This is a genomic window from Nocardia sp. NPDC052316 (assembly GCF_044547795.1).
Taxonomy (GTDB): Bacteria; Actinomycetota; Actinomycetes; order Mycobacteriales; family Mycobacteriaceae; genus Nocardia.
On the sequence record NZ_JBIUBB010000004.1, the window covers coordinates 210,896 to 236,266 of the forward strand.

22 protein-coding genes and 1 pseudogene are annotated in these 25,371 nt (G+C 68.0%); 11 read left to right on the forward strand and 12 right to left on the reverse strand.

Annotated features, from left to right (window positions below; all coding sequences use genetic code 11):
• Positions 1 to 20: 20 nt before the first annotated feature.
• Positions 21 to 2,021 carry an ArnT family glycosyltransferase gene (locus ACIHA7_RS19320; protein ID WP_397291236.1) on the reverse strand — a complete coding sequence of 667 codons (2,001 nt, stop codon included), beginning with the start codon at positions 2,019 to 2,021 and terminating at the stop codon, positions 21 to 23.
• A 257-nt stretch (positions 2,022 to 2,278) separates the two neighbouring features.
• On the opposite strand from ACIHA7_RS19320, the gene ACIHA7_RS19325 reads away from it, so the two are divergent.
• Together ACIHA7_RS19325 and ACIHA7_RS19330 are read left to right on the forward strand one after the other, a co-directional pair.
• Positions 2,279 to 3,424 carry an acyl-CoA dehydrogenase family protein gene (locus tag ACIHA7_RS19325; RefSeq protein ID WP_397291238.1) on the forward strand — a complete coding sequence of 382 codons (1,146 nt, stop codon included), beginning with the start codon at positions 2,279 to 2,281 and terminating at the stop codon, positions 3,422 to 3,424.
• A gap of 129 nt (positions 3,425 to 3,553) precedes the next feature.
• On the forward strand, positions 3,554 to 3,745 hold the full coding sequence (locus tag ACIHA7_RS19330) for a DUF3072 domain-containing protein (RefSeq protein ID WP_186818769.1): 192 nt from the start codon (positions 3,554 to 3,556) through the stop codon (positions 3,743 to 3,745).
• Between the two features lie 87 nt (positions 3,746 to 3,832).
• Here the strand turns inward: ACIHA7_RS19330 and ACIHA7_RS19335 are convergent, their stop codons facing one another.
• The 4 genes and pseudogenes from ACIHA7_RS19335 to ACIHA7_RS19350 all read right to left on the reverse strand — a co-directional run.
• On the reverse strand, positions 3,833 to 4,552 hold the full coding sequence (locus ACIHA7_RS19335; RefSeq protein ID WP_397291240.1) for an energy-coupling factor ABC transporter ATP-binding protein: 720 nt from the start codon (positions 4,550 to 4,552) through the stop codon (positions 3,833 to 3,835).
• A gap of 37 nt (positions 4,553 to 4,589) precedes the next feature.
• A complete protein-coding gene (gene cbiQ, locus ACIHA7_RS19340; RefSeq protein WP_397291242.1) occupies positions 4,590 to 5,351 on the reverse strand; it encodes a cobalt ECF transporter T component CbiQ in 762 nt (253 codons plus the stop codon).
• Positions 5,352 to 5,720, reverse strand: a complete 369-nt coding sequence (locus tag ACIHA7_RS19345; protein WP_397293093.1) for a PDGLE domain-containing protein — start codon at positions 5,718 to 5,720, stop codon at positions 5,352 to 5,354.
• 45 nt (positions 5,721 to 5,765) lie between these two features.
• A pseudogene (locus tag ACIHA7_RS19350) lies at positions 5,766 to 6,416 on the reverse strand (energy-coupling factor ABC transporter permease); the annotation flags it as partial.
• Positions 6,417 to 6,552: 136 nt separating this feature from the next.
• On the opposite strand from ACIHA7_RS19350, the gene ACIHA7_RS19355 reads away from it, so the two are divergent.
• Both ACIHA7_RS19355 and ACIHA7_RS19360 read left to right on the forward strand, forming a co-directional pair.
• The gene (locus ACIHA7_RS19355; RefSeq protein WP_397293094.1) at positions 6,553 to 6,903 is read left to right on the forward strand and encodes an ArsR/SmtB family transcription factor; all 351 of its coding nucleotides are present in this window, start codon (positions 6,553 to 6,555) and stop codon (positions 6,901 to 6,903) included.
• Between the two features lie 142 nt (positions 6,904 to 7,045).
• On the forward strand, positions 7,046 to 7,228 hold the full coding sequence (locus ACIHA7_RS19360; RefSeq protein WP_397291244.1) for a YegP family protein: 183 nt from the start codon (positions 7,046 to 7,048) through the stop codon (positions 7,226 to 7,228).
• Position 7,229: 1 nt separating this feature from the next.
• Here ACIHA7_RS19360 and ACIHA7_RS19365 read toward each other — a convergent pair whose 3' ends face one another.
• Together ACIHA7_RS19365 and ACIHA7_RS19370 are read right to left on the reverse strand one after the other, a co-directional pair.
• Positions 7,230 to 7,823, reverse strand: a complete 594-nt coding sequence (locus tag ACIHA7_RS19365; protein WP_397291246.1) for a hypothetical protein — start codon at positions 7,821 to 7,823, stop codon at positions 7,230 to 7,232.
• A gap of 147 nt (positions 7,824 to 7,970) precedes the next feature.
• Positions 7,971 to 9,452 carry an FAD-dependent monooxygenase gene (locus tag ACIHA7_RS19370; protein ID WP_397291248.1) on the reverse strand — a complete coding sequence of 494 codons (1,482 nt, stop codon included), beginning with the start codon at positions 9,450 to 9,452 and terminating at the stop codon, positions 7,971 to 7,973.
• Between the two features lie 92 nt (positions 9,453 to 9,544).
• On the opposite strand from ACIHA7_RS19370, the gene ACIHA7_RS19375 reads away from it, so the two are divergent.
• The gene (locus ACIHA7_RS19375) at positions 9,545 to 10,192 is read left to right on the forward strand and encodes a TetR/AcrR family transcriptional regulator C-terminal domain-containing protein (protein ID WP_397291250.1); all 648 of its coding nucleotides are present in this window, start codon (positions 9,545 to 9,547) and stop codon (positions 10,190 to 10,192) included.
• Positions 10,193 to 10,254: 62 nt separating this feature from the next.
• Here ACIHA7_RS19375 and ACIHA7_RS19380 read toward each other — a convergent pair whose 3' ends face one another.
• From ACIHA7_RS19380 to lexA, 3 genes are all read right to left on the reverse strand, one after another.
• Positions 10,255 to 10,665, reverse strand: a complete 411-nt coding sequence (locus ACIHA7_RS19380) for a YybH family protein (protein ID WP_397291252.1) — start codon at positions 10,663 to 10,665, stop codon at positions 10,255 to 10,257.
• 74 nt (positions 10,666 to 10,739) lie between these two features.
• Positions 10,740 to 12,734, reverse strand: a complete 1,995-nt coding sequence (locus ACIHA7_RS19385; protein ID WP_397291254.1) for an ArnT family glycosyltransferase — start codon at positions 12,732 to 12,734, stop codon at positions 10,740 to 10,742.
• Between the two features lie 148 nt (positions 12,735 to 12,882).
• Positions 12,883 to 13,539: a transcriptional repressor LexA gene (gene lexA / locus ACIHA7_RS19390; protein ID WP_397291256.1), complete on the reverse strand. Its 657-nt coding sequence runs from the start codon at positions 13,537 to 13,539 to the stop codon at positions 12,883 to 12,885.
• A gap of 393 nt (positions 13,540 to 13,932) precedes the next feature.
• On the opposite strand from lexA, the gene ACIHA7_RS19395 reads away from it, so the two are divergent.
• The 3 genes from ACIHA7_RS19395 to nrdR all read left to right on the forward strand — a co-directional run bounded on the left by ACIHA7_RS19395 (position 13,933) and on the right by nrdR (position 16,766).
• Complete coding sequence (locus ACIHA7_RS19395; RefSeq protein WP_397291258.1) at positions 13,933 to 14,472, forward strand: hypothetical protein; 540 nt, start codon at positions 13,933 to 13,935, stop codon at positions 14,470 to 14,472.
• A gap of 302 nt (positions 14,473 to 14,774) precedes the next feature.
• Positions 14,775 to 16,031, forward strand: coding sequence for a hypothetical protein (locus ACIHA7_RS19400; RefSeq protein WP_397291260.1), 1,257 nt, complete (start codon positions 14,775 to 14,777; stop codon positions 16,029 to 16,031).
• 264 nt (positions 16,032 to 16,295) lie between these two features.
• Complete coding sequence (gene nrdR, locus ACIHA7_RS19405; RefSeq protein WP_040736946.1) at positions 16,296 to 16,766, forward strand: transcriptional regulator NrdR; 471 nt, start codon at positions 16,296 to 16,298, stop codon at positions 16,764 to 16,766.
• Positions 16,767 to 16,781: 15 nt separating this feature from the next.
• Here the strand turns inward: nrdR and hrpA are convergent, their stop codons facing one another.
• On the reverse strand, positions 16,782 to 20,924 hold the full coding sequence (hrpA, locus tag ACIHA7_RS19410; protein ID WP_397291263.1) for an ATP-dependent RNA helicase HrpA: 4,143 nt from the start codon (positions 20,922 to 20,924) through the stop codon (positions 16,782 to 16,784).
• 127 nt (positions 20,925 to 21,051) lie between these two features.
• Between hrpA and ACIHA7_RS19415 the strand changes: the two genes are divergently transcribed.
• Together ACIHA7_RS19415 and ACIHA7_RS19420 are read left to right on the forward strand one after the other, a co-directional pair.
• Entirely contained in the window at positions 21,052 to 21,678 is a 627-nt protein-coding gene (locus tag ACIHA7_RS19415; RefSeq protein WP_397291265.1) for a Pr6Pr family membrane protein, read from the forward strand.
• Positions 21,679 to 21,837: 159 nt separating this feature from the next.
• Positions 21,838 to 23,061, forward strand: a complete 1,224-nt coding sequence (locus tag ACIHA7_RS19420; RefSeq protein WP_397291267.1) for an aspartate aminotransferase family protein — start codon at positions 21,838 to 21,840, stop codon at positions 23,059 to 23,061.
• 44 nt (positions 23,062 to 23,105) lie between these two features.
• Here the strand turns inward: ACIHA7_RS19420 and ACIHA7_RS19425 are convergent, their stop codons facing one another.
• On the reverse strand, positions 23,106 to 23,621 hold the full coding sequence (locus ACIHA7_RS19425; RefSeq protein WP_397291269.1) for a GNAT family N-acetyltransferase: 516 nt from the start codon (positions 23,619 to 23,621) through the stop codon (positions 23,106 to 23,108).
• A gap of 118 nt (positions 23,622 to 23,739) precedes the next feature.
• Here ACIHA7_RS19425 and ACIHA7_RS19430 point away from each other — a divergent pair, with 118 nt between their 5' ends.
• Positions 23,740 to 25,371 carry an acyl-CoA synthetase gene (locus tag ACIHA7_RS19430; protein ID WP_397293095.1) on the forward strand — a complete coding sequence of 544 codons (1,632 nt, stop codon included), beginning with the start codon at positions 23,740 to 23,742 and terminating at the stop codon, positions 25,369 to 25,371.

Consider the following 25,371-nt stretch of genomic DNA (forward strand, 5'->3'; position numbering starts at 1 on the left):
GGGTGTAGCCGAACGGCAGGCTAATTCGGGTGCGGCGTCAGGTCGTAGATCGCGATGTTGCCGATGTGCGTTGCGGTGTAGTGGTGACTCACCCAGGTCGCGATCTCCGGCTTTCCGGTTACCTGCCACGGCTTCTCGGGCGCGGACGGTGCGGCGGCGCCGGGCTGTCCGCCGACTTTCCAGGACGCGGGTAGCTGCATCTCCTGCACCAGGTAGTAGGTCAATTGGTGGTCGGCCACGATCTGCTGGAACTCCTCTAGCGTTGGTACCGGGTCCGCTGCCGCGAACCCGCCGATGGCGATCACCGGGGTGCGGCTGGCCAATTCCAGCGCGGCGGCGATCGAACCGCGGTCGACCGCGGCCGACCATTTCGTCGTTGTGCTCATCAGCATCGTGACGAGCTGCGGGTTGGTGAACGCGCCACCGTCGGCGAAGTTCTGCGTCTGCCGATGGATGAGCGCCTCGATCCCGGTCTCGACGGGCTTCGCGGGGCCGACGACGGGACTGCGTCCGACGTGGGCCTGCGGCAGGGTGGCCGCCGCATAGGCGGTCGACCCACCGAGCCCGGCGAACACGCCGACGATCACCAATAGTGCGGTCGCTCTGGCCCGCGCGGACCGCCAGCCTGCGGTAACCGGGATCGCGGTCACCAGCAGCCCGAGCGCCGCAACCACTGCCGTTCCCGCGACGGTCCAGCGCAACCAGGGCAGCCATTCCGAATTGCGCTGCAGCACAACAAAAGACCACAAGCCCATGGCCAATACCAACGCGGCGGCACCGAGCCTGCCGAACAGCTCTTCGCGCCGTCGCCACAGTTCGTGCGTGCCGACCGCGACCAATCCGGCGGCGGCGGGCGCGAGCGTCACCGTGTAATAGGAGTGCTCGATAGCCTTCATCGCACTGAAGGCGCCACCCATGCTGATCAGCCACAGCCCGAAACCCACTGCGGCGCCACGGGGCAGGTCAGTGCGCGGCGCACGCCACCGCGAGACCAGCACCGCCACGAACGCCAGCAGTGCCGCGGGAACCAGCCACGAGATCTCGAACCCGCTCTCGCCCAGGAACAGTCGGCCGACGCCGGGTGCTCCGAAATCATTGAAGCTCTGCAACAGTCCGGGCGGTGTTCGATAGCCCGCCGGCAGCGCGATCTGACCCGACGCCGGGGTGTCACCCAGGAAGCGCCCGAATCCGTTGTAGCCGAGGACCGCATCCATGAATGTGTTGTCCGTGGACCCCGCCAGATAAGGCCGCGACGAGGCGGGCCACAGCACGGTCAGCAGTACGTACCAACCGGCGGAAACAACCAACGCTGCCGTAGCACCGACCAAGTGCCACAACCGATTCCGCACTGCGGTAGGCGCAACCATGAGGTAGGCGATCCCCAGCGCGGGCAGCACCATCAATCCTTCGAGTAACTTCGTCAAGAACGCGATCCCCAGCGCGACACCGGCCAGCATCAGCCAGCGCCCGTTCGCCCGCTCCAGTGCCCTGATCGTGCAGTAGCCGCCCGCCGTCATCAGCAGCACCAGCACCGCATCCGGATTGTTGAACCGAAACATCAACGCCACCACCGGCGTTGCCGCCAGCACCACCCCGGCGAGCAGCCCGGCGCCCCGGCTGCCGGTCGCCCGCGCCACCGCCGCGTACAGCAACCAGACCGCGGCGACCGCCATCAACGCCTGCGGAACGAGCATGCTCGCACTGCTGAACCCGAACAGCTGCCCGGACAGCCCCATCACCCACTGCGACACCGGCGGCTTGTCCACCGTGATGAAGTTGCTCGGATCGAGCGACCCGAACAGCAGTGCCTTCCAGTTGCGTGAGCCTGCCCAGGTGGCGCCCGCGTAGAAGTTGTTGCCCATACCGTTCACGGTGATGTGCCACAGGTACGCGATCGCGGTCCCGAGCAGTAGCCCCGCCAGCCCGAGACGCTCCACCGGGCGCACCGGGGGCAGGGCTGTCGGACTGGAGGATGTGGCAACGGAACCGGTCGGTGCCGTCGCGATGAGGGTCGCCGCCATGGGCCAACCGTCGCATGCTGATGTTCACCAAGAGTTGGACAGCGGGTTAACACCGTGTCGGAACTCTGTGGTTGCGGACACTGCCGTGCCCGCCCCGGTTTGTCGAGAATCTCGGTCTTCTTCCGCACGCCACGTCTTCACGCCTGGTCACTTCGCGATTCTGCCCCAGAAGTGAACTGAGATTCTCGTTCCGGGTACCGTATTAGGCAACGACGGGTCGGTGTGGACCGGCCGGGTGTTGTCCCTAGGAGGTTGGTGTGGAGCGCACACTGTTCGAACCCGAGCACGATTTGTTCCGGGAGTCGTTCCGCAAGTTTCTCGATCAGCACGTCGCGCCGCACCACGCGGAGTGGGAAGAGCAGGGGATCGTCGACCGCGCGGTCTGGCTCGAGGCGGGCAAGCAGGGCTTCCTCGGCATGGCCATGCCGGAGGAGTACGGCGGCGGCGGGGTCAAGGACTTCCGCTACAACGCGATCGTGGCCGAGGAGTCGGTGCGCGGCCAGTACTCCGGTCTCGGCTTCGCCCTGCACAACGACGTGATCGCGCCGTACCTGCTGGAACTGGCCAACGAGGAGCAGAAGCAGCGCTGGCTGCCCGGCTTCTGCTCCGGCGAGATCATCACCGCGATCGCGATGACCGAGCCGGGCACCGGCTCCGACCTGCAAGGCATCAAGACCCGCGCGGTCCGCGACGGTGACGACTGGGTGCTCAACGGCGCGAAGACCTTCATCACCAACGGCATCAACGCCGACATCGTCATCGTGGTCGCGCAGACCGACCCCGAGAAGGGCGCGATGGGCTTCAGCCTGCTCGTCGTCGAGCGCGGCATGCCCGGCTTCGAGCGCGGCCGCAACCTGGACAAGCTCGGCCTCAAGGCGCAGGACACCGCGGAACTGAGCTTCACCGACGTCCGGGTGCCCGCCGCCAACCTGCTCGGTCAGGAGGGCGCCGGCTTCATCCACCTGATGCAGAACCTCCCGCAGGAGCGCCTCTCCATCGCTGTGATGGCCGCGGCCGCCATGGAGGCGTGCCTGGACATGACCATCCAGTACGTGCGCGACCGCAAGGCGTTCGGCAAGCCCATCGGCACCTTCCAGAACACCCGCTTCGTCCTCGCCGAACTGGCCACCAAGACCACGGCGGTCCGCGTGCTGGTCGACCGGTTCATCGAGGACCTCAACAACGGCAGGCTCTCGGTCGAGGACGCCGCCATGGCCAAGTGGTGGAGCACCGAGGAGCAGGTCGAGCTCATCGACCGCTGCCTGCAGCTGCACGGCGGCTACGGGTACATGAAGGAGTACCCGATCGCGAAGGCGTACATGGACGCTCGCGTGCAGACGATCTACGGCGGCACCACCGAGATCATGAAGGAAATCATCGGGCGGTCGCTGAAGCTGTCCTGAGACGGAGGTCTCCCTTCGGTTGCACCACATACCGGGTCAGGTGACTGCCGCGCGGCCGCGGTGGTTGAGGGGCGATGATCCGGGTATGTAGGGGTCGAACATGCGTTCTGTCGAGTGTGAGGAGCGATGATGGTGCAGCCGAATCCGGAGAAGGACCCCGAGCAGTGGACCACCGGCGACGAGCCGATGACCGGACCACAGCAGTCCTACCTGCAGACCCTGGCCCAGGAGGCGGGCGAGGAGGTGCCGGAGGGGTTGACCAAAGCGCAGGCGTCGGAGCTGATCGATGAGCTCCAGCAGCGTACTGGTCGCGGCGCCTGAGCTCGTCCGGGTCGGCGCACGGGCGGTTTCGGTTCCACGGTCGGATCGAGGCGGGCGCTCGGTCTTTGTGCGTCCGCTGCCGGGGCATCAGCTCAAGCGATGTGCGGCCAGCAGCGCTGCGTCGTCCAGGATTTCGTCGGTGGGGCCGTCGGCGACGATGCGTCCCGCGTCGAGGATCACCACACGATCACAGATGCGCTGGGCGTAGGGGAGATCGTGGGTGACCATCAGGATGGTGGTCGGCAGGGTGGTCAGTACGTCGGCCAGCTCACGCCGGGCTACCGGGTCGAGGTTGGCGGCGGGTTCGTCGAGGACGAGCACGTCCGGCTGACAGGCCAGCACGGTGGCCAGGGCGGCGCGGCGGCGCTCGCCGACCGAGAGCTGGGTGGGGGAGCGCTCGGCGCGATCCGACATGCCGACCGCGGCGAGGGCGTTGCGGACATTCTCGGTGAGCTGGTCGCCGCGGACACCGAAATTGGCCGGTCCGAAGGCGACATCTTGTGCGACGGTCGGCATGAACAGCTGGTCGTCGGGATCCTGGAAGACCAGGCCGACGCGTTGGCGAATGGCGCGAACCGTGCTGCGGTCCAGCAGGATTCCACCGATCCGTACCTCGCCGGAAGCCGGCGTGAGCACGCCGTTCAGGTGCAGCATCAGGGTGGATTTACCGGCGCCGTTGGGGCCGAGGACGGCGACCCGTTCGCCCGGGGCGATGTCGAGATGCACGCCGTGCAGGGCGCCGGTGCCGTCCGGGTAGGCGAACGTCAGATTTACCAGACGTACTGCGGGCGTTGTCGATTCGGTCATCAAATCACCGACGCGGTCAGCTGGTTTGCGGCAGCGGTCATCGCAGAACCCACGCCGTCAGGCAGACGCAGGCCGCAGCGGCAGCGGGTAGGCAGCCGAGCACCCATTGCGTTCGTGTCGCGGGCTGAGTGCCGAAATCCGGTACGGCACCGTTGAATCCGCGGGACAGCATCGCCAGATGGACGCGTTCCCCGCGTTCATAGGAGCGCAGGAACAAGGTGCCTGCACCGCGTGCGGTCGCTCCTGCTTGGCGCAGGGTTCGCGGGTCGTCGCCGCGAGAAATGCGCGCCAACCGCATCCGTCCGGCCTCCTCCAACAGCAGGTCGACGTATCGGAGCATCAACACCACGATGGTGACGATCATGCCCGGCACGCGGAGCCTGGACAGGCCGGCCGGCAATTCCCGCACGGTGGTCGTCGCGGCCAATGTCAGCGACACTCCCACGCCGATGGTCCCTTTCGCGACGATGCCCCAAGCGGCGTACAGCCCGGTCGTCGACAGTGACAGTCCGAGAAACGTCGTCCTCGGCTCGCCCGCCGCGAACGGCAGCAGGACCGCGAGCACGACGAAGGGGAGTTCGATGAGCAACCGCGGTGCGATCCAGCGCAACGGGACGCCTGTCCACCGCCACAGCGCGACCAAGCCGAGTGCGTAACAGCCGAAAGGCCAGAGCAATTCACGCGGAGTAGCTACGACGGCGAAGACCGCGAGCACCGCGCAGACGATCTTCACCTCGGCCGGTGCGCGATGTGCGGGCGAATGTCCCGGCAGGTATAGCCGGTGACCGGAGATCGTCACCTACGAAGACTCCGCCTCGGTACCACTGGCGGACGCGGCGCGATCTTTGCGCCGTCCGGTCCGGATCAGCTGCACCACCGCGAACAGCGCCGCGAACGCCGCCGCGACCCCGAGGATGCCTGCGAGGCCGGTCAAGTTGTCGTCACCATCGATCGTGTAGTCGGCCAGCGGTGAACTCGCGAGGTGATGGTCACGCGCGTTCTTGGCGATGCAGTCGCCCTGTAGCTCCTCGGCGCCGTCGACCTGGACCACGGTGCAGCCGCGCTGCGTGGTCGCGTCCAGCCCATCCGGCTGCGAACTCGCCACATAGGACAGCAGACCCGCGACGAGCACGGCCACCGCGGCGAACGACAACAGGAACCCCGGCACCGAGAGCCTGGGTCGCAAAGGTGTTGCGGCGGTCCGGCGTTGACCGGTGACCCGCAACAGGTAGACGAGGTCGGGCCGGGCGTTGACCACGGCGACGAGGGTGATCGCGGTGATGATCCCTTCCCCGATGCCGATCAGCGCGTGGGTGATCAGCATGTAGCCGGTGACCGCACCGACGGTCGAGCCCGCCGCGCCGCCGATCAGGTACTCGACGACGAAACCCGAAGCGGCGCTGAGGGTGCCGACGAGTGCCGCGACGAATCCGACGATGCCGATCCCCGCGTCGGCACGCCGCCGGGACAGCACCGGCTGCAGGAGGCGGGCGACCGTATAGCCGACCGCGACCCCGATCAACGCCATGTTCGTGATGTTCGTGCCGAGCGCGGTCAGTCCGCCGTCGGCGAACAGAAGTGCTTGCACGACAAGCACGATCGCGACACACAGTGCCCCGACGTAGGGGCCGACCAGAATCGCGGCCAGCGCGCCGCCGAGCAGATGCCCGCTCACTCCCGGCAGGATCGGAAAGTTCACCATCTGCACGGCGAAGATGAATGCGGCCACCAGACCGGCCATCGGTGCGGCCCGCTCGTCCAGCTCGGCGCGGGCGCGCCACGCCGCGAAGCCGAGGCCCGCGACCGCGATCACCGCGAAGATCAACGAGGTCGGCGCGTCGACGATGCCGTCGCTCATGTGCATGGCTTGGGTTGTACTGCTCACTCCTCGAGACGATACCCGCGATACCTGTTCAACTGAACATATGTTCCGATGTGCGCAAGCGCTGGTCGTATTCGCCCAGGAACGGCAGAGTAGACGTGTGGCAGTGAGCATTCCGCTGGATCCCGATCACGCCGACCGTGCCGCATCGGGTTTGGCTATCGCAGGCATCGAGCGTTGGGCAGGCCGTTTCGAGCTGTTGTCCGACGCGAACCGGCTCCGGCTGTTGGTGTGCCTGCACCACGCCCCGGACATCAGCGTCAGCGATCTCGCCGCCGCCGTCGGTATGTCGGGCACCGCCGTCTCGCACGCCTTACGCCTACTCCGCCAACAGGGTTGGGTCGCCGCCGCCAAACACGGCCGCATCGTCCGCTACCGCCTCGCCGACGACACCATCCACGACCTGCTGCACTGGATCGGCGCGACCCACGCGGAGCAACCGCGGGAGAAGGAGACGGCTACCACCTGATCTCGCGCGAGTGAGTGCCTCCTTGTCGGATATGGCAACTAGGCAGCTATCGGCGCTGACGGCCTGCGATGATTGAGAAAACGCTGGACGGTTACTCCGCTGATAGACAGGAGATATCCGGTCGAGCGAAAGAAGAGCAACCATGGCAGCCAAATTCGAGTTGTACACGGACAAGGCCTCCAAGACCCGCTGGCGACTGAAGGCACCCAACGGCGAGGTCATCGCCGCGAGTCAGGCCTACGAGAGCAAGGCCGCGGCCAAGAACGGCATCGAGTCGGTCAAGAAGAACGCCTCGGTCGCGATAATCGACGACCAGACCGAGTAGGTCAGTCGGCGCCGAGCACGACCTCGCCGCGGACCACCCAGCCCTTCCCGTCGCTGGTCGCGCCGCGTAGTCCGTCGAGGACCCCGACTCCGGCCAGCGCGACGCACCTCGGATCAGCCAGCGACCCGAAGGCGAACGTGCGTCGCGCGGTCCAGTCCGTGGAGTACACGAGTCTTCTGCTCAATTGGGCGAAGCCTTCGGCGCTGGCCGCGATCACCCAGCCGTCGGGCGCCCCCGCGGTGAGCCGCCGCGCCTGCCGCAGCCAGGACGCGGCGTCCTCAGGCCAGTCGACGACGGCCGTCACGTGGCCGTACTCGCGCCACGCCGCGGCGAACGCATCCGCCGCGTCGGCGGAGTCGGCGTCTCGGCTGTGTCCGATGGTGACGGTCGTGCCGTGGCGCAGGCCTTGCCGCACCGTCGCCAGCAGCCGCGCCAGTTCCGCCTCGGTGTGCGGTGGGGGAGCCGCGCCGGTGGGCATCAGATTTCGCAGCCTCGGCGAGGGGCGGCCGTCGCCGCGCAGCGTCTCGTCCGTCCGCCGGGACGGCTCAGCCGAGCGCGCGGCGTGGCTTCCGGACAGTCTCAGTTGCCTGCTCACAAGAGGAAGACGCCGCCACTGCGCCTGCCGTGAGATGCAACAGCGGGCGCTCGGTCGTGCAGCTCGAACTCTGGTCATCGGCTGCGATCGGGACAGCAGGGAATGAACATCGAGTCGGCACTCCGTGATGTCCCGCTCGCCGACGACTCAGGCCGCTGGGCCGAACCAGGTGGTCAGTGCTTCGGCGAGGCCGTCGGTGCCGGGTTCGACGCTGCCCCAGGCCGCGTAACCGTCGGGTCGGATGAGTATGGCGGCAGGGACAGCGATCTCGCCTACCCCGGGGATGGTCCAGTGCGTGGCGCTGGTGCGGGCGTCGACCACGTCGACCCGGTCCAGCCATCCCGCTGCCGACGGTTCCTGATTTCCGTTGAGGCGCAACAGGGTCGGTCGCCCCGAGCGCAGCACTTCGCATACCCGGCTGGTGCCAGCGCCGATGGTGAGGTCACCGTCGGGCACCCGCCGCCCGGCCAGCGGATGATCACCCTTGACGTCGTAGCGGATGTCGAGAGCGGTGATCATGAGTCCGAGCCGCTGCCGCACCGCGTCCATGCCGATCAGGTCGCCCAGCACGGCCCGCAGCGCCTCGGTGTGCGCGCCGGGTCGCTGGATCGCCGTCTGCGCCCTGGTGTTGTTCAGTACGCGGGCACCGACCGGATGCCGTTCGGACTCGTAGGTGTCGAGCACATCGTCTGATCCGTTGCGGTGCAGGGCGATCGCCAACTTCCAGCCGAGATTGACCGCATCCTGGGCTCCCAGGTTCTGGCCTTGGCCGCCCGCGGGGTAGTGGATGTGCGCGGCATCGCCGGCCAGGAACACGCGCCCGTCGCGGTAGCGCGTCGCCTGCCTGGACGCGTCACCGTAGTGCGTCACCCACCGCGGACTGTGCATGCCGAAGTCGGTGCCCGCGATCTCGGTGAAATTGGCCCGGAAGTCCTCGAACGTCAGGGTCGATCCGCGCGGCATGACGACGTCGTGCCGCTGCACGACCAGCCGATACCAGCCGGGCTCGAACTGGACTGCGGAGAAATCGCCGCCACCGCGACGGTGTCCGAAGAACTGTTGCGAAGGCGGCTCGGCCAGCTCGACGTCGGCCAGCATTCCGGTCATCGTCGCGTCGGTGCCGACGAAGTCGATGCCTGCGAGCTTACGGACCGCGCTGCGCCCGCCGTCGCAACCGACCAGGTACTCGGCCCGAATCCGATGGGTGCCGTCGGGTCCGCCGACTTCGACATCGATCCCCGTCGCGTCCTGCTGGAATCCGACGACCGGCGAACCCCACCGTACCGGCGCGCCCAGTTCTGTTGCGTGCCGGTCGAGTTCGCGCTCGACCACGGATTGCAGCACAGCGAGCATGTACGGGTAGCGCGTGTCGAAGTCGCTGAAATCCAACGGGAGCGCGCCGAAGTGACCGGCCTGCATGATGCGTCCCTGCGGTAGCAGAGCGTCGAGCAGGTCGCGCTGGTCGAGGATCTCCATGGTCCGCGCGTGGATACCGCCGGAGCGTGATTCGCCGGTGCGTTCCGGGAGGCCGTCCAGCAGCACCACGTCCACGCCGGCCAGGCGGAGTTCAGCGGCCAGCATCAGTCCGGTAGGTCCGCCACCAGCGACAACTACCTGGGTCGTCTCCATGACCTTCTCCTTAACAATGTTAAACTCTTTAACGCTGTTAAGGAGACACGAACATTGTTAAGCTGTCAACCGGTTCGGAACAGGAGGCGGCTGTGAAGCTCGATACCCAGGTCATCGCCCAGGCGGCGCTGAACCTGCTCGACGACGTCGGCCTCGACGGTTTGACCATGCGCAAGGTGGCTGCCGCACTCGACGTGCAGGCCCCCGCGCTCTACTGGCACGTCAAGAACAAGCGCGAACTACTCGACGCGATGGCACGCACCGTCTTCGTCGCCGCCGTCGACGGTTTGGAGGCGCCGCGGCGCGGCGAGGACTGGCAGGACTGGACCATCGGTCTCGCCACCAGGCTGCGCCGGTCGATGCTGCGCTACCGGGACGGCGCGAAGGTGCTCGCGGGCACCTACGTCAACGACGAAGCAATGTGGCGCACAGTGGAATTGACGCTGCGCACGCTGGAGGACGCGGGCTTCGCGATGGCGCAGTCGGTCCGCGTCTTCCCGATCCTGCTGCACTACACCGTCGGCTTCGTCATCGAAGAGCAGGCACGAGCCGGCGCCGAGTACGACGACAACCCCTACCGCCCCGAGCGCCTCGAAAACCTCATCGACGCAACCCGATACCCCCTGACCACCGCGCTGGTCGACGAGCTGTTCACCGCCGACCCCGACGCCGAGTTCGACCATGGCCTGCGCGTCATCCTCGCCGGGGTCGCCGCGACCCGGCCGGCCGAAGCAACCTGATTCGGTCCGGCGGCAGGTCGGTCACCGGCAACGAGATCGCCCGTGCCGCGAAAGTCGTTGTGTCAGGTGGCGATACCGGCGGGATTGTCGATGACATAACGCCATCGGCCGTCGGCGCCCCGGCGTGCGACGTCGGTGGCTGTGCCGTGCAGGGTGATCTCGTGACCGTCCGGCATGGTGCCTTGCATGGACCAGTCGACTAAGAGCAGGGCGATGTCGCCTGCCGTATACGCCAGGCGCAGAGCGGCTCTCATGGGCAAGCCCATGCCCGCGAGGTGAGCGAGCGCAGCGGCTCGATGCTGCCCGGCGGCGGGGTGCCCAGGCCGGGGGACTACAATGCTGTCCGGTTCATAGAGCCCGGCGAGCCCGGTGAGGTCCCGTGCGTTGAACAGCTCGACCCACTGGGCGATGTGCTGTGCCAGCGCGGGGTTCGGAGCGGAATCGGCAAGTGCCGCATCATGATCAGTCGTCATGACTCACCTAGTATATGTCGCGCCGCCGTAGCTTCATGTACGAACGGGGCGCAGTTGCCGCTGCTGATGTCCCGTCAGTGCGGCGTCGCCGTCAGGTCGTAGACGGCGACATTGCCGAAATGGACCGGGGTGTAGTGAGCGGCAACCCACTCCGCGATGTCCTTGTTACCGGATGGTCGCCACCGACCGTTGTCGGTGTGTGGCTGGCCCGATTCCGGGCTGATGCCCGGTTGATCGGCGACTCTCCAGGCGTCGGGCAACTGCACCTCTTGCGCGAGGTAGTACGTGACCTGGTGGGTGCTGACGAGGTGCTCGAAGTCGGGGAGGGTGGGCACCGGGTCGTCGGAGGTGAAGCCGCCGATGGCGATCACGGGGGTGCGGCTGGCCAGCTCGAGGTTCGCGGCGATCGAGGATCGATCGACGGCGGCCGACCAGGTGGTCGCGGTGTTTCGAAGCAGTTCGACGACCTGCGGTTCGGTCGATCCGTCGAGAAATGCGGTGACGGCACGGCGCACTTCGCCTGCGGGGCCGGAGTTTTCGGGTTCTGCGGGGCCGACGGTCGGGCCGCCGCCCACGTGCGCTCGCGGCAGCGTGGCGGCCGCGTAGGCGGTGGATCCGCCGAGCCCGGCCAGCACGCCCACGATCACGAGCACCGAGGTGGTCCGGGCGCGCGGCCGATGCGAGACGGCCGGGAAGGCGGCGGCCAGCAGCCCAAGGGTGGCGAGCGCTGCAATGGTGAGTAGGGTCCATCGCAACCAGGGCAGCCACTCGGAGTTGCGTTGCAGCAGAACGAAAGACCACCCCGCCGTGGTCAGAACTACTGCGGCAGCGGCAATTCGGCCGAAAGCCTCGGCGCGCCGCCGCCACGCTTCGTGGACACCGAGCGCGAAGGTCGCCGCGACGGCAGGCCCGATGGCCAGGGTGTAGTACGCGTGCATGCCGCCTCGCATGGTGGTGAACGCGATGCCATCGATGACCAGCCAGAGTCCGAAAACGACTGCCGCGCCGCGGATCGGATCGGTGCGCGGCGCCCGCCATCGCGACGCCAGCACTATCCCGAAGGCCAGCAGCGCCGCGGGCAGCAGCCAGGAGATCTCGAAGCCGATCTCACCGGTGAACAGCCTCGACGGCCCCGCGCCGCCGGAGCCGCCGAAGCCTGCCCCGAGGTCGTGCGGCATCTCGTAGCCGGGCGGCAGCTCGATATGGTTGCCACCCTGGTGATTGCGTCCGAGGAAGCGAGCGAATCCGTTGTAGCCGAGTACCAGATCCATGAACGTGTTGTTCGTCGATCCAGCGAGATACGGCCGCGAGGAGGCGGGCCACAGCATGGTAAGCAGCACATACCAGCCGGACGACACGATCAACGCGACGGCGGCACCGGTCAAGTGCCACAACCGATTACGCAGCGTAGTGGGCGCGACAAGGAGATAGGCGACCCCCAGCGCGGGCAGCACCATCAGCCCTTCGAGCATCTTGGCCAGGAACGCGAAACCGAGGGCGACACCGGCCAGTGCCAGCCAGCGTGCGCTCGCCCGCTCCAGCGCCCTGATCGTGCAGTAGGCGCCCGCGGTCATCAGCAACACCATCACGGCATCGGGATTGTTGAACCGGAACATCAACGCCACTACCGGGGTTACCGCCAGCACCGCACCGGCGAGCAACCCGGTGCCTCGGCTGCCGGTCGCGCGGGCGAGCGCGGAGTACAGCAACCAGACCGCGCCGACCGCCATCAACGCCTGCGGAACCAGCATGCTGGCACTGCTGAATCCGAACAGCTGCCCGGACAGCCCCATCACCCACTGGGAGACCGGAGGCTTGTCGACGGTGATGAAGTTGCCTGGGTCGAGCGAGCCGAACAGCAGCGCCCGCCAGCTCCGGGAGCCGGCCCAGGTCGCGGCGGCGTAGAAATTGTTGCCCATGCCGTTGACGGTGATGTGCCAGAGATACGCGACCGCCGTGCCGATCAGCAGCGCGGCGAGCCCCGCCCGCTCCCAGCGGCGAGCCGGGGGTAGGCCCGCCGCGGTGTCGGTGGCATCGGGCACGGTCGGTTCGACGCTGATCGCGGTCACCGCAGGAGCATGACCCCCGCAGCGGTGAGGGGGCTGGGCGCTCGCTGGCAATGTGCTGTGAACGACGTGGCGGATCCGCCGTGCGGGCGGTATTAGACGCGAACGGCCGCACGGATGACCGTGCGGCCGTTCGGGTATCGACCGCCGGCTAGATCTTGCGGATGACCGTGACGACCTTGCCGAGTACCTGTGCGTCGTTGCCGGGAATCGGTTCGAACACCGGGTTGTGCGGCATCAGCCAGACATCCTTGCCGGTGCGCTTGAACGTCTTCACGGTGGCTTCGCCGTCGATCATGGCGGCGACGATGTCACCGTTGTCGGCGACGTTCTGCTGCCGCACCACCACCCAGTCGCCGTCGCAGATCGCCGCGTCGATCATCGATTGACCGACGACCTTCAGCAGGAACAGCGAGCCCTCGCCGACCAGCTCGCGGGGCAGCGGGAACACGTCCTCCACGGCCTGCTCGGCCAGAATCGGTCCACCGGCGGCGATTCGGCCGAGCACCGGCACGAACGTCGGCGTCGGCCTGGTCGGATCGGCTGCGCCGGTGTCGGATTCGTCGACGGCGGCGGCGTGCAGGGTGGTCACCGCGCGCCCCACCTCGTCGAGGCCGCGCACATCGACGGCGCGTGGGCGATTCGGATCGCGACGCAGAAAGCCCTTGCGCTCCAGTGCCCGCAGCTGATGAGCCACCGAGGAGGTGGACGTCAGCCCGACGGCGTCGCCGATCTCCCGGATGCTCGGCGGGTAGCCGCGCTCGCTCACCGACGACCGGATCACCTCCAGCACTTTGCGTTGACGCACGGTGAGATCCGCCCCGGTAACCGCCGTGTCGGCGCTGCCTTCGCTCTCTACGCCCGTGTCGTCTGTGTGCCTCACCGCAACCGCCCTTCCGTGCTGTATCCGGGCTGATCCGCCGCCCGGCCTATCCCTGCATGGCCTGTCTGGAATTTCGTCTTTCGAATCTAGTCCGGTCGGGCCGATGTTTCAAACATCTGTTCGAGGAGTGTCGGGCGTTTCCTGCTGACATTGTCGGTGGCACGTGGTAGAAATCGAACATCAGTTCTTCGAACACCTGAGCGAACAATGCATCGAAAAGCGGCACTGAACAGCGGTACCGAGCAGCCCCACCGGTCCGCCAAGCTCGAACATCCCAGCTCGAACACAGACGGAGCACCCACCACGGAGGTTTGTCCGATGAGCACTGCGATCAGCGACATCAACACGGCGATCGGCGCGCCGGGCACGGATCTCGCACGGCGTGTCGACGATGGTCGCGACATCGACACGCGTGCGGTCGACTCGCGCGACACCGATTCGGCCGAGATCGATCTCGCCTTCGCGACGGTCCCGCGCGTACACCGGGGCACATTGCGTACGCGCGCAGTGGATTCCGTGCATCGGTCGACCGTGGATCGGCGCCCGCGTGGCGCGCGGCCCGGTGGGAGAGTCGTCGTATACGACCGCGGTACCCGGAACTCGCCGGTGCGCCAGGCCCGCGGCGCTCGCCCGGGCGAGCTGGTGGAGCAGGCGCAGGTCGGCTTCGCCGTGCTCGCGGTGGCCGCGCTGTTGAGTGCGCTCGTGGTGGCCGCGTTGATCACGCTGGCGCACGTGCGGGCGGGGGATTGGGGTGGCGACACCGGTCCGGGCACGGTGCCCGCTGTGGTCGACGGGCAGTCGGTGGTCGTGGATGCCGTGCCCGGAAGCGTGCTGCCCCAAGGTGTCAGCACCCGTTGACGAGATCGGCTGACATGTCACCTGTTGACGAGATTCACCTGTTGACGAGATCGGCCGGCAATTCAACCGTGGACGAGCTCGGTCGGCATGTCCGACGGCGCTACGCGGGTGATCGGACCGGCTCGTCGTTGTCGCCGTAGTGACGGCCGACGCGGTATAGCTGCCCCTCGACCACGGTCGCAGAGTGACCGAACTTGTTGATCATCAACTAGAACATGTTGTTAGTGTGCTGAACACGTGATCTGGCAAAGCCCTTTGCCAGACGCGGCCGTCGCCTACGCACGAGTTCGGGACATCTAGCAATGACGCATCTCGCCACCGCCGGACGCTCCACCCGGCTACTCGCCCGAACCCTCGGGATCGCCCTCTGCCTCGTCTTCGGGGCCGCCACCGTCCCGGCCGCCCACGCGGCGCCCGCCTACGCGGCGTACCTCGACCTACCCGCCGTCAACGGAGACGGCGCGGGCGGCGGCGGACTGAATCCGGCGCTGCCGCTGGACGAATCGACCCTGTCCGCCGCGGTCGACGCGGCGCGCGCCGACGGCGTCTCCCCGCGTCGGTACGCGACACTGCTGCACCAGTACTGGCTGGTCGTCGCGACCCGCAACGCCGCCATCGACCTCGCGGCCTGGGATCCGGCCCGCGGCGTCCGGGCCAACGAACGCACCTTCAATCAGGTGTACGTCAACTACCTGCGGCTCACCACGCAGCACCCGCAGTTCTACTGGACCGCCCTGGCCGGCATCGCGGGCGGATCGTTCGCCTCCGGCTTCTTCGACATGAGCGATGTCGGCGGGGTGCTCGACGTGCCCGGCATCCACCAACTCGGCGACGCCGTCGCCGACCTGTTGCGCCGCACGCCACCAGAATTGGTGCGCGAACTGCCCGCCGACATTCGGCTGCTCGCCACCGAGGGCTCGCGGCTCACCGCCGACGACGTCACCTGGTACCAGACCCGGCTGATGATCATGCAGAAGCACATCTTCACCGACCTGGTCCCGATGCACGAGGCCTACATCGCGCTCGGCCTGCGTGGCATCGACGAGATGTACGAGGCGGGCGTGCTCGACGACGACATCTACACCGCATGGCAATCCATCGCCCAGGGCACCCGAGAAGGCAATATCGACGCACTGATCCGGATGACCGACCGCGAACAGAACAAGGTGATCGCCGACCAGTGGGACGCGACCGCCGCGGGCCGCGCCCCGATCGGCCGGGTCCTCACCTACGTGAGCACCATCGCGGGCAAACCCGCCGTGCCCGGTGTCCGCGCCCCGGGCGTGTTCGCCCCGGCCACCGTCCGCGCGACCCTCGGCGGCCGCACGCTCGCCCTGCGCACCTCGCTGCCCGACTTCAACTGGGCCGACCGCGACACTCGCTGGACCTACATCACCGGTGACCTCGTCCCACGGCACATCGACATGGAACTCGATCCCGCACTCGCCCCCGTCGTGCTCGGCGAGTCGTTCTGGAACAAGCTGGCCCGCGGCCGCCTCGTCCCGCGCCTGCCCGAACTGATCGCCGACCTGACCTCGCAGTGGCAGATCGTCGAATAGGCGCGACGCCCGACGGCTGCGTGGAGACGATCAGCGGGGGAGTGGACCGGCGATCCCGCGGACAATGCCGGTGGGTACAGGGTGAGTGAGACATCCCGGGTACCCGGACAGGTATCCTCGAAGTGCTATGCAGGTATTCCGCATATCGCCTGAGGATTACCTGGTGCCGGGGTCTAGGCCCCTGTACACGTGCTCGCCGGGACGGTCACCCCGATCGGTTGCCGGGCCGGCCGCGAGCACGCGCATCGACGAAGGATCCCCCGGATGCATTGCCCGTACTGCCGACACCCCGACTCCCGGGTGGTGGACTCGCGCGAGGCCGACGAAGGCGCGGCCATCCGCCGCCGCCGCGCGTGCCCGCACTGTGGGCGGCGGTTCAGCACGGTGGAAACCGCGATCCTGTCCGTGGTCAAACGCAGCGGCGTCACCGAACCGTTCAGCAGGGAAAAGGTCATCCGCGGCGTCCGCCGCGCCTGCCAGGGACGTGAAGTCGACGACGACGCACTGAACCTGCTGGCGCAGAAGGTCGAAGACGCGGTGCGCGCCAAGGGTTCTCCCGAGGTGCCCAGCCACGAGGTCGGTCTGGCCATCCTCGGCCCGCTGCGCGACCTGGACGAGGTCGCCTACCTCCGCTTCGCCTCCGTCTACCGATCCTTCACCTCCGCAGCGGATTTCGAACGCGAGATCCAGGAGATGCGCAGCGCCCGCGAAGCGGCCGCGGTACCCGCTGAATAGCAACAGCCGCCTCGACTACCGGCGGATGGCGGCGATCGCTTTCTCGATGCGCTTGGCGGACACCGGGTATGGCGTGCCGAGCTTCTGGGCGAACAGGCTGATCCGGAACTCCTCGATCATCCACCAGATCTCGGTGACGGCCGATGCGTGGCGCCGGTTCTCCGGCAACGAGTTGACCAGCCGGTCGTAGGCGGTGAGGGCGCGGTCCAGCTCGATCATGCCCTGCCGGTCGCGGACCGCGGAGCCAGGTAGCGCCGCCAGCCGGACGACGGCTGCTTGCAAATAGCGGGGAAGTTCGCGGAGCCGTTCGCTGCCCCATTCGGAGATGAAGCCGGGGAAGACCAGGTTGTCGAGTTGGTCGCGGACGTCGTCGGCGATGTCGCGTTCGGTGGTCTGCGCCAGCGCCACCGAAACCCGGTGGGCCTCAGCCAGAATCGGCACCACCAGGCGGACGAGTCGGGCCACCGCGGTGACGAAGTCGGGGCGGATCGTGGCCACCAGGGCCGCGAAGTCATCCGGATTGTGTACCGGTCCGCCCGCGGCGGCGATGAGCTCGTCGGCGGCCGCGGCCCGGCAGTCCTCGACCAGCGCCTCCAGCGAGCCGTACGGATTCTGGCTCAGCGCAAGGCGATCCGTCGGTCGCAGACTCGAGGTGACGGTGCGCACGGAGGTCGGCAGCGCCTTCAGGACGAGCGCGCGGGTACCCGCCCGCATCGCGGCGGCTTGCGCGCCGGGGGAGCTGAGTACCCGAACCGCCACGCCGTCGCCCTCGGGCACCAGCGCGGGATAACCGGTGACGGTCTGTCCGGCGACCTCCCGGCGCACGGTCGGCTCGACCGTGCCAAGCGACTCCGAGGTCCACGCCGCGGCCGGAGCTCGCTCGGCACCGGCCGTAGCGCGCGCAACCGAGGCGGCAACCTGTTCGGCCAGCTGGGTTTTCAGCGCGGGCAGACTCTTGCCGCGGGCCAGCACCGTGCCCGCGCTGTCGACGGCGGCGAAGGTCATCCGCAGATGATCCGGCAGCGCGGCGATGTCGAAGTCGGTCGGATCGATGGTGACCGCGCCGAGCCGCGACAGCTCCCGCGCCAACCCGATGCGCAACGGTTCCGCGCGCGGAGTGAGTGCGGCCAGGGCCCGCGCCGCGAAATCCGGTGCCGGAACCACGCTGCGCCGCAATGCCTTCGGCAGTGTCTTGATCAGTGCCGCGGCCAGCTCATCGCGCATGCCCGGCACCAGCCAGTCGAAGCCGACGGCACGCACGTGCGCCAGTTGCTCGACCGGGATCCGCACGGTGACACCGTCTTCCTCGTTTCCCGGCTCGAACTGATAAGTCAGCGGAAAACTGAGCTCGCCCTGCCGCCAGGCGTCGGGGAAGGCGGCCGGGTCCAGGGCAGCGGTGCCCGCGTTGACGACGGTCGAGGTCGAGAAGTCCAGCAGGGCCGGGTCTTTGCGGCGGGCGGACTTCCACCAGCTGTCGAAATGCCGCACGGAAACGATGTCGGCGGGTAGACGCTTGTCGTAGAACTCGAACAGCACCTCGTCGTCGACCAGGATGTCGCGGCGGCGGGCGCGGTGCTCCAGATCGGCGACATCGTCGATCAATTCACGGTTGCGGTGGAAGAACTCGTGCCGGGTCTGCCATTCGCCCTGCACCAGCGCGTGCCTGATGAACAGCTCGCGCGACAGCTCCGGATCGATCCGGCCGTAGTCCACCTGTCTGCCGGTCACCAGCGGAATGCCGTAGAGCGTGACGCGCTCGTAGGCACTGGCCGCACCGCGCTTGGCCGACCAATGCGGCTCGGAGTAGGTGCGTTTCACCAGATCGCCCGCGAGCCGCTCGGCCCACTCCGGCTCCACCTTGGCGGCCATCCGCCCCCACAGCCGCGACGTCTCGACCAGCTCCGCGGCCATCACCCAGCGCGGCGGTTTCTTCGCGAGCGAGGAGCCGGGGAAGATCATGAACTTCGCGTTGCGCGCGCCGAGGAACTCGCGCGTTTCGGCCTCGCGCAGCCCGATATGGGACAGCATGCCCGCCAGCAGCGCCTGATGGATGCCGGTGGAATCCCACGGCATGTCATCGGAGTCGAGCGACGAACCACCGGCAGCCTGCGGCGCCCCGCCGCGCCGTCCCTGCTTCGCCCCCCGCTGACCGCCGCCGGCGGCGGAATCGGTCTTGCCGCCCTTGCCTCGGGCTCGCCCGCGTCGCGCGTTGCCCGCCGCCTGCGCGGCAGGTTCACCTGCCTCCTCGGAGCGCTCCGTCGAGTCGGCCGACCACCCGAGCCCCTTCGTGATGGTGCGCAACTGCCCGTGCAGATCCTGCCACTCCCTGATGCGCAGGTAATGCAGGAACTCCTCCCGGCACATCCGCCGGAACTGGTTGGACGACAACGACTTCCGTTGCTCGGTCAGGTAGTCCCACAGTCGCAGGTAGGCCAGGAAATCCGAGCCTTCGACGACGAAGCGCGCATGCTTGAGGTCGGCGGCCTGCTGATTGTCGGCGGGCCGCTCGCGAACGTCCTGAATCGACAGTGCCGCAACGATGATCAGCACCTCGGCCAGGCAGCCGTTGCCGTGCGCCTGCACCAGCATCCGCGCCATCCGCGGATCCACCGGCAACTGCGCCATGTCGCGCCCGATCGGGGTGAGCGTCAATCCATAGTCATCAGTGCGGGTTTCAACCGTGTCCTTCGAGGCAGAGCTGCGCCGCCCCAGCGCGCCGAGTTCCTCCAGCAGCGCGATGCCGTCTCGGATGGCTCGTTTGTCCGGCGCCTCCACGAACGGGAAGTTCTCGATATCGCCGAGTCCGAGCGCGGTCATCTGCAGGATGACGGCGGCCAGGTTGGTGCGCAGGATCTCCGGTTCGGTGAACGCGGGCCGGGACTCGAAATCGTCCTCGGAGTACAGCCGGATGCAGATGCCGTCGGCGACGCGGCCGCAGCGGCCTGCGCGCTGGCGGGCCGACGCCTGGGAGACCGGTTCGATCGGCAGTCGCTGCACCTTGGTGCGCATCGAGTAGCGCGAGATGCGGGCGGTGCCGGGGTCGATCACGTACCGGATGCCGGGGACGGTGAGCGAGGTCTCCGCGACATTGGTGGCCAGCACCACGCGGCGGCCGGGGTGCGGCGCGAACACCCGGTGCTGTTCGGCGGTGGACAGCCGCGCGTAGAGCGGCAGGATCTCGGTGCGCGGCAGCTTCAAATCACGCAAAGCGTCTGCGGTATCCCGGATTTCGCGTTCGCCGGAGAGGAACACCAGCACGTCCCCGTCGCCCTCGGCGAACAGTTCGGTTACCGCCTCGCCGATCGCGTCCACGGGGTCGCGGTCGACCACCCGGGTGTCCTCGTCGTCTTCGTCGTCGGCGCCGGGCAGTTCCAGCGACAGCGGGCGATAGCGCAGCTCCACCGGATAGGACCGGCCGGACACCTCGACAATCGGTGCGGGAGCGCCCTTCTCATCGGCGAAATGCCGAGCGAACAGCTCCGGGTCGATGGTCGCGGAGGTGATGATCACCTTCAGGTCGGGTCGGCGCGGCAGCAACTGCTTGAGGTAGCCGAGCAGGAAGTCGATATTGAGGCTGCGTTCGTGCGCCTCGTCGATGATGATCGTGTCGTAGCGGCGCAGCAGCCGGTCGCGCTGGATCTCGGCGAGCAGGATGCCGTCGGTCATCAGCTTGATCAGCGTGCGGTCGGAGGCGTGATCGGTGAAACGCACCGTGTAACCGACGACGTCGCCCAGCTCGGTGCCGAGTTCTTCGGCGATGCGCTCGGCGACGGTGCGCGCGGCCAGCCTGCGCGGCTGGGTGTGGCCGATGGTGCCGCGGATGCCGCGCCCGAGCTCCAGGCAGATCTTGGGGATCTGGGTGGTCTTGCCGGAACCGGTCTCGCCGGCCACGATCACCACCTGATGCGCGGCGATGGCCGCGGCGATGTCCTCGCGGCGCTGGGTGACCGGCAGTTGCTCGGGGTAACGGATCTCCGGCACGGCGGCGCGGCGCGCGTCGACGCGGAGCTCGGCCGCGGCGATCTCGGCCTCGACCTCGCCGAGGTCGCCGCCGCGCGCCCGGTCGAGCCGGCGGCGCAGCCGGTATTCGTCGCGGAGGGAGAGATTCGCCAGGCGGGTGCGGAGCTCGCGGGGTCCGGTGTCAGCTGTCCTGGTCATTGCATTCATAAGCGTAGCGAAGGGCGGCAACTGGTATTTCCGTCAGGCGGTGCCGCCGGGTTGCCGACAGTGTGCGGGCTGGCCGGATCCAGCGCGTAAACCGGGCTTGATATGCGAGGATCGGGTCATGGACGCCGATTCGGGCACGGCTGGGATATATCGCGGGCTGCGGATCGCCTTCGGTGTGCTCGCCGCCGTCGCGCTGGCCTGGATCCCGCTGCGCAATCTGCACGAGGCCGCGTTCTCCACGGGAAACTACTTCAGTTTCTTCACCATTCAATCGAATGTGCTCGGCATGCTGGTGTTGCTGATCGGCGGCCTGCGTGACCCGCAGGGCCGCCGCTGGGAGGTGCTGCGCGGGGCGAGCGCGCTGTATCTGCTCATCACCGGCGTGGTCTACGCGGTGCTGCTGGCCAATATCGACGTGATGCTCACCGATCGCTGGATCAACGACATCCTGCATCGCGTGCTGCCCATCGTGCTGGTCGCCGACTGGGTGCTCGTCCCGGCCCGCGAGCGGCTCGCCCTTACGCCGCGGCTGATCTTGCTGTGGCTGATCTACCCGGTGGTCTATGGCGTCTACACGCTGATTCGCGGTCCGATCGTCGACTGGTACCCGTACCCGTTCCTCGACCCCCGGCAGCAGGGCTACATCTCGCTGACGATCGGCCTGATCGTTTTGCTCGGCGTCTTCACCCTGCTCGCCATCGCGATAGCCGCCGTCGGCGGACGAGCGCGTCTTCGCACACCATGAATCGGGCATGGTCGCGGTCCAACGTGGTAATGGCCATAGGGTCGGGGTGCACTGGTAGCGGATTTTCCCTGGTTGACCGGGTTGCCGTCGGCTCGAACGACCTCGACGGTGCCCGGCACGATTCGGAGGGCGACACCTCCCTCCGGTAAAGGTGGACACATGAACTCGCTATGGCATGGATTTGCCGACATGGGTGCGGTCGAGCGGGACGGCGCGTTCGTCGTCGCCCGTGGCGAGGGCGCCTACATCTACGACGCCGACGACAACCGCTACCTGGACGCGACGGCCGGGCTCTGGTTCACCAACGTCGGCCACGGCCGCGGCGAGATCGCCGACGCGGTCGCCGCGCAGCTGCGCCGGGTCGCGCATTACTCCAACTTCGGCGACTTCACCGAACCGGCCACCCAGGAACTCGCCGAGCGGTTGTCCGCGATGGCGCCGGTGCCGGGGAGCAAGATCTTCTTCACCTCCGGCGGGTCGGACTCGGTGGACACCGCGGCCAAGCTCGCCCGCCGCTACTGGCACGAGCTCGGCAGGCCGGACAAGACGATCGTGGTGGGGCGCACCAAGGCCTATCACGGCATGCATGTCGGGGGCACCGCGCTGGCCGGCATCCCGGCCAACCGCGAGAACTACGGCGAGCTGATGGCCGACGCGCGCACCGTCGAGTGGGACGACGCCAAGTCGCTGCTCGCGTTGATCGAGGAGATCGGCGCCGAACGCATCGCCGCCTTCTTCTGCGAACCCGTCATCGGCGCGGGCGGCATCTACCTGCCGCCGGCGGGTTACCTCGCCGAGGTGCGCCGCATCTGCCGCGACAACGACATCCTGTTCGTCACCGACGAGGTCGTCACCGGCTTCGGCCGGATCGGCGGCTCCTGGTTCGCCTCGTCGCGCTTCGACCTGCAGCCGGACCTGATGACCACCGCCAAGGGCCTCACCTCCGGCTACGTCCCGATGGGTGCGGTGTTCATCGCACCGCACATCGCCGAGCCGTTCTTCGCGGGCGGCGTCTGGTGGCGGCACGGCTACACCTACGGCGGGCACGCGGGCGCCGCCGCGGCCGCGCTGGCCAACCTGGACATCATCGAGCGCGAGAACCTGCTCGACGAGTCGGCTCGCCTGGAAGCGACCCTGCACGAGAAGCTCGCCCCGCTGGCCGCGCATCCGCGCGTCGCCGAGGTGCGTAGTGGGCTGGGTGCCGTGGCCGCCGTTCAGCTGGCCGATCCCGCCGAGGGGTTGCCGATGGTGAAAACTCTTCGTGCGCATGGTGTTTCCAGCCGTGCGGCCGGGCAGGGCGCGATGCAGATCTCGCCGTCGTTCGTGATGACCGATGCTCAGGTCGACGAGCTGGTCGAGGGCTTCACCCGCGCCCTCGGCTGAGTGCTGTTCTCCCGCATGCGAATCGGTGTGCGGGAGAACAAGCCTCAGAGTGTCCGGGTCATGAAGACGCTGAACGGGTCGAGTTCGTAATCACCGAACGGCCCGCAGAACTCGAAACCATGCGCGGCATAAAGCTTCTGGGCCGGGACGAAGAATTCGGGCGCACCGGTTTCCAGGCTGACCCGCCGGTATCCGCGGGTGGTGGCCTCGGCGAGCAGGTGGCGCACCATGATCGAGGCGATGCCGCGACGCTGGTGCGTCGCGGCGGTGCGCATGGACTTGATCTCGGCGTGCTCGGCGTCGAGCTGTTTGAGGGCCGCGCAGCCGGCCAGGGTGTCGCCGTCCCATCCGCTCCAGAAGGTGATCTCCGGGCGGCGCAGCGCGTCCAGGTCGAGGGCGTGCATGCTCTCGGCGGGGGAGTGGGCGGCCATGTCGGTCAGGTGCTCGGTGAGCAGGGCCGCGATCTCCGGCCCGGACAGGTCGTCGACGACGATGCGGAGGCCGGGCATCGAACCGGTAGCAGCGCCCGCGAGAGCAGACTGGTCGGTGTTGCTAGACATTTGTCCATCATGCCTGGCGGCGTGCACTCGACGGATCCCGATCGGACACGCTTTACTGAGAGGGCACTCGCCCGCACTTGCTAGACGGACCGCGCTGTCCGGCCAAGGGGTCCGAATGATGAAGCTCGCCAAGGTCACCACGCTGGCCGCGGGCGCTGCCCGCCGGGTCGCCGACGAAACCTATTACGCCGCATTGGCTGTCCGCGCCGGATTGGTCACCCTGGAGCGGCCCGACCGGCTCGCCCAGATGGGTGCGGCCGTTGTCCGGTCCGGGATGCTCGGCGGACTCGTCTCCGTCGCGGCCTTGCGCTACCGGGACCGGGCCGCCCTGATCGACGAACTGGGCTCGATCACCTTCCGCGAACTCGACGAGCGCACCAGCGCGCTGGCCAACGCCTGGCGCGCCCGCGGCCTGCGCGACGGCGAGGGCGTCGCGATCCTGGCCCGCAACCATCGCGGCTTCCACTACGCGGTGTTCGCCGCGGCCAAGTGTGGTGCCCGAATCGTGCTGCTGAACACCGATTTCGCGGGGCCGCAACTGCGTGCGGTGGTGGACAGGGAGGGCATCGACCTCCTGGTTTTCGACGAGGAGTACACCGACATGCTCGGCGACCTCACCCCACCGCGCGGCCGCTACCGCGCCTGGGCCGACCGGCCCGGCGTGGACACCCTGGACAATCTGATCGCGGGCGCGGCCCGATCCACCCCGCGGCGCGCCACCACCACCGCGAAGGTCATCCTGCTGACCAGCGGAACGACCGGCACCCCGAAGGGCGCCCCGCGCGGCGAACCGACCTCGCTGGCCCCGCTCGCCGCGATCCTGGACAAGGTGCCGTTCCGCGCTCGCGAGATCACCGAATGCCCGGCGCCGCTGTTCCATACGCTGGGCTTCGCGCACCTGTTCATCGCGCTCGGCTTCGGCTCGACGCTGGTGATCCGCCGCCGCTTCGACCCGCAGGCGGTGCTGGACAGCCTGCACCGGTATCGCGCCACCGCCTTGGTCGCGGTACCGGTGATGTTGCAGCGATTGGTCGATCTCGGCCCGCAAGCCCGTGCCGGACACGACTTCTCGGCGCTGCGCATCATCTTCGTCGCGGGCTCGCAGCTCGGTGCCGACCTGTGTACCAGGGTGACCGAGGCCTTCGGTCCGGTGGTCTACAACATGTACGGCTCCACCGAAGTGGCCTACGCGACCATCGCCACCCCCGCCGACCTCGCCGTCGAGCCGGGCTGTGTGGGCCGCCCGGTACCGAGCGCGACGGTGCGCATCCTCGACGAGGACGGCGCGCGGCTGCCTGCTGGGCAGACCGGCCGGATCTTCGTCGGCAACGGCTTCCAGTTCGAGGGGTACACCGGCGGCGGCGACAAGCTGCGGGTCGGTGACCTGATGTCCACCGGCGACGTCGGCCATTTCGACAGTGCGGGAAGGCTTTTCATCGACGGGCGGGACGACGACATGATCGTCTCCGGCGGCGAGAACGTCTTCCCCGGTGAAGTCGAGGAACTGCTGGCCGCGCACCCGGCCGTGGCCGAGGTGAGTGCCTTCGGCGTGCCCGACGATCGGTACGGGCAGCGGCTGCGCGCGGTGATCGTGGTGCGCGAAGGACATTCGCTCGACGAGGACGAGGTGCGCGAGTACGTCAAGGCGCATCTGGCGCGGTTCAAGGTGCCGCGTGATGTCGTGTTCATCGATGAACTGCCGCGCAACCCCACCGGGAAGGTGCTCAAACGCGTTCTGCGCGAACTCTGA

Excerpts from the sequence above, each read along its gene's own strand:
- hrpA (WP_397291263.1), bottom strand. The coding sequence starts at position 20,924 with ATGACCAGGACAGCTGACACCGGACCCCGCGAGCTCCGCACCCGCCTG.
- ACIHA7_RS19425 (WP_397291269.1), bottom strand. The coding sequence starts at position 23,621 with ATGTCTAGCAACACCGACCAGTCTGCTCTCGCGGGCGCTGCTACCGGT.
- ACIHA7_RS19360 (WP_397291244.1), top strand. The coding sequence starts at position 7,046 with ATGGCAGCCAAATTCGAGTTGTACACGGACAAGGCCTCCAAGACCCGC.
- ACIHA7_RS19370 (WP_397291248.1), bottom strand. The coding sequence starts at position 9,452 with ATGGAGACGACCCAGGTAGTTGTCGCTGGTGGCGGACCTACCGGACTG.
- ACIHA7_RS19415 (WP_397291265.1), top strand. The coding sequence starts at position 21,052 with ATGGACGCCGATTCGGGCACGGCTGGGATATATCGCGGGCTGCGGATC.
- nrdR (WP_040736946.1), top strand. The coding sequence starts at position 16,296 with ATGCATTGCCCGTACTGCCGACACCCCGACTCCCGGGTGGTGGACTCG.
- ACIHA7_RS19430 (WP_397293095.1), top strand. The coding sequence starts at position 23,740 with ATGAAGCTCGCCAAGGTCACCACGCTGGCCGCGGGCGCTGCCCGCCGG.
- ACIHA7_RS19335 (WP_397291240.1), bottom strand. The coding sequence starts at position 4,552 with ATGACCGAATCGACAACGCCCGCAGTACGTCTGGTAAATCTGACGTTC.
- ACIHA7_RS19380 (WP_397291252.1), bottom strand. The coding sequence starts at position 10,665 with ATGACGACTGATCATGATGCGGCACTTGCCGATTCCGCTCCGAACCCC.
- ACIHA7_RS19395 (WP_397291258.1), top strand. The coding sequence starts at position 13,933 with ATGAGCACTGCGATCAGCGACATCAACACGGCGATCGGCGCGCCGGGC.
- ACIHA7_RS19420 (WP_397291267.1), top strand. The coding sequence starts at position 21,838 with ATGAACTCGCTATGGCATGGATTTGCCGACATGGGTGCGGTCGAGCGG.
- ACIHA7_RS19320 (WP_397291236.1), bottom strand. The coding sequence starts at position 2,021 with ATGGCGGCGACCCTCATCGCGACGGCACCGACCGGTTCCGTTGCCACA.
- ACIHA7_RS19400 (WP_397291260.1), top strand. The coding sequence starts at position 14,775 with ATGACGCATCTCGCCACCGCCGGACGCTCCACCCGGCTACTCGCCCGA.
- ACIHA7_RS19330 (WP_186818769.1), top strand. The coding sequence starts at position 3,554 with ATGGTGCAGCCGAATCCGGAGAAGGACCCCGAGCAGTGGACCACCGGC.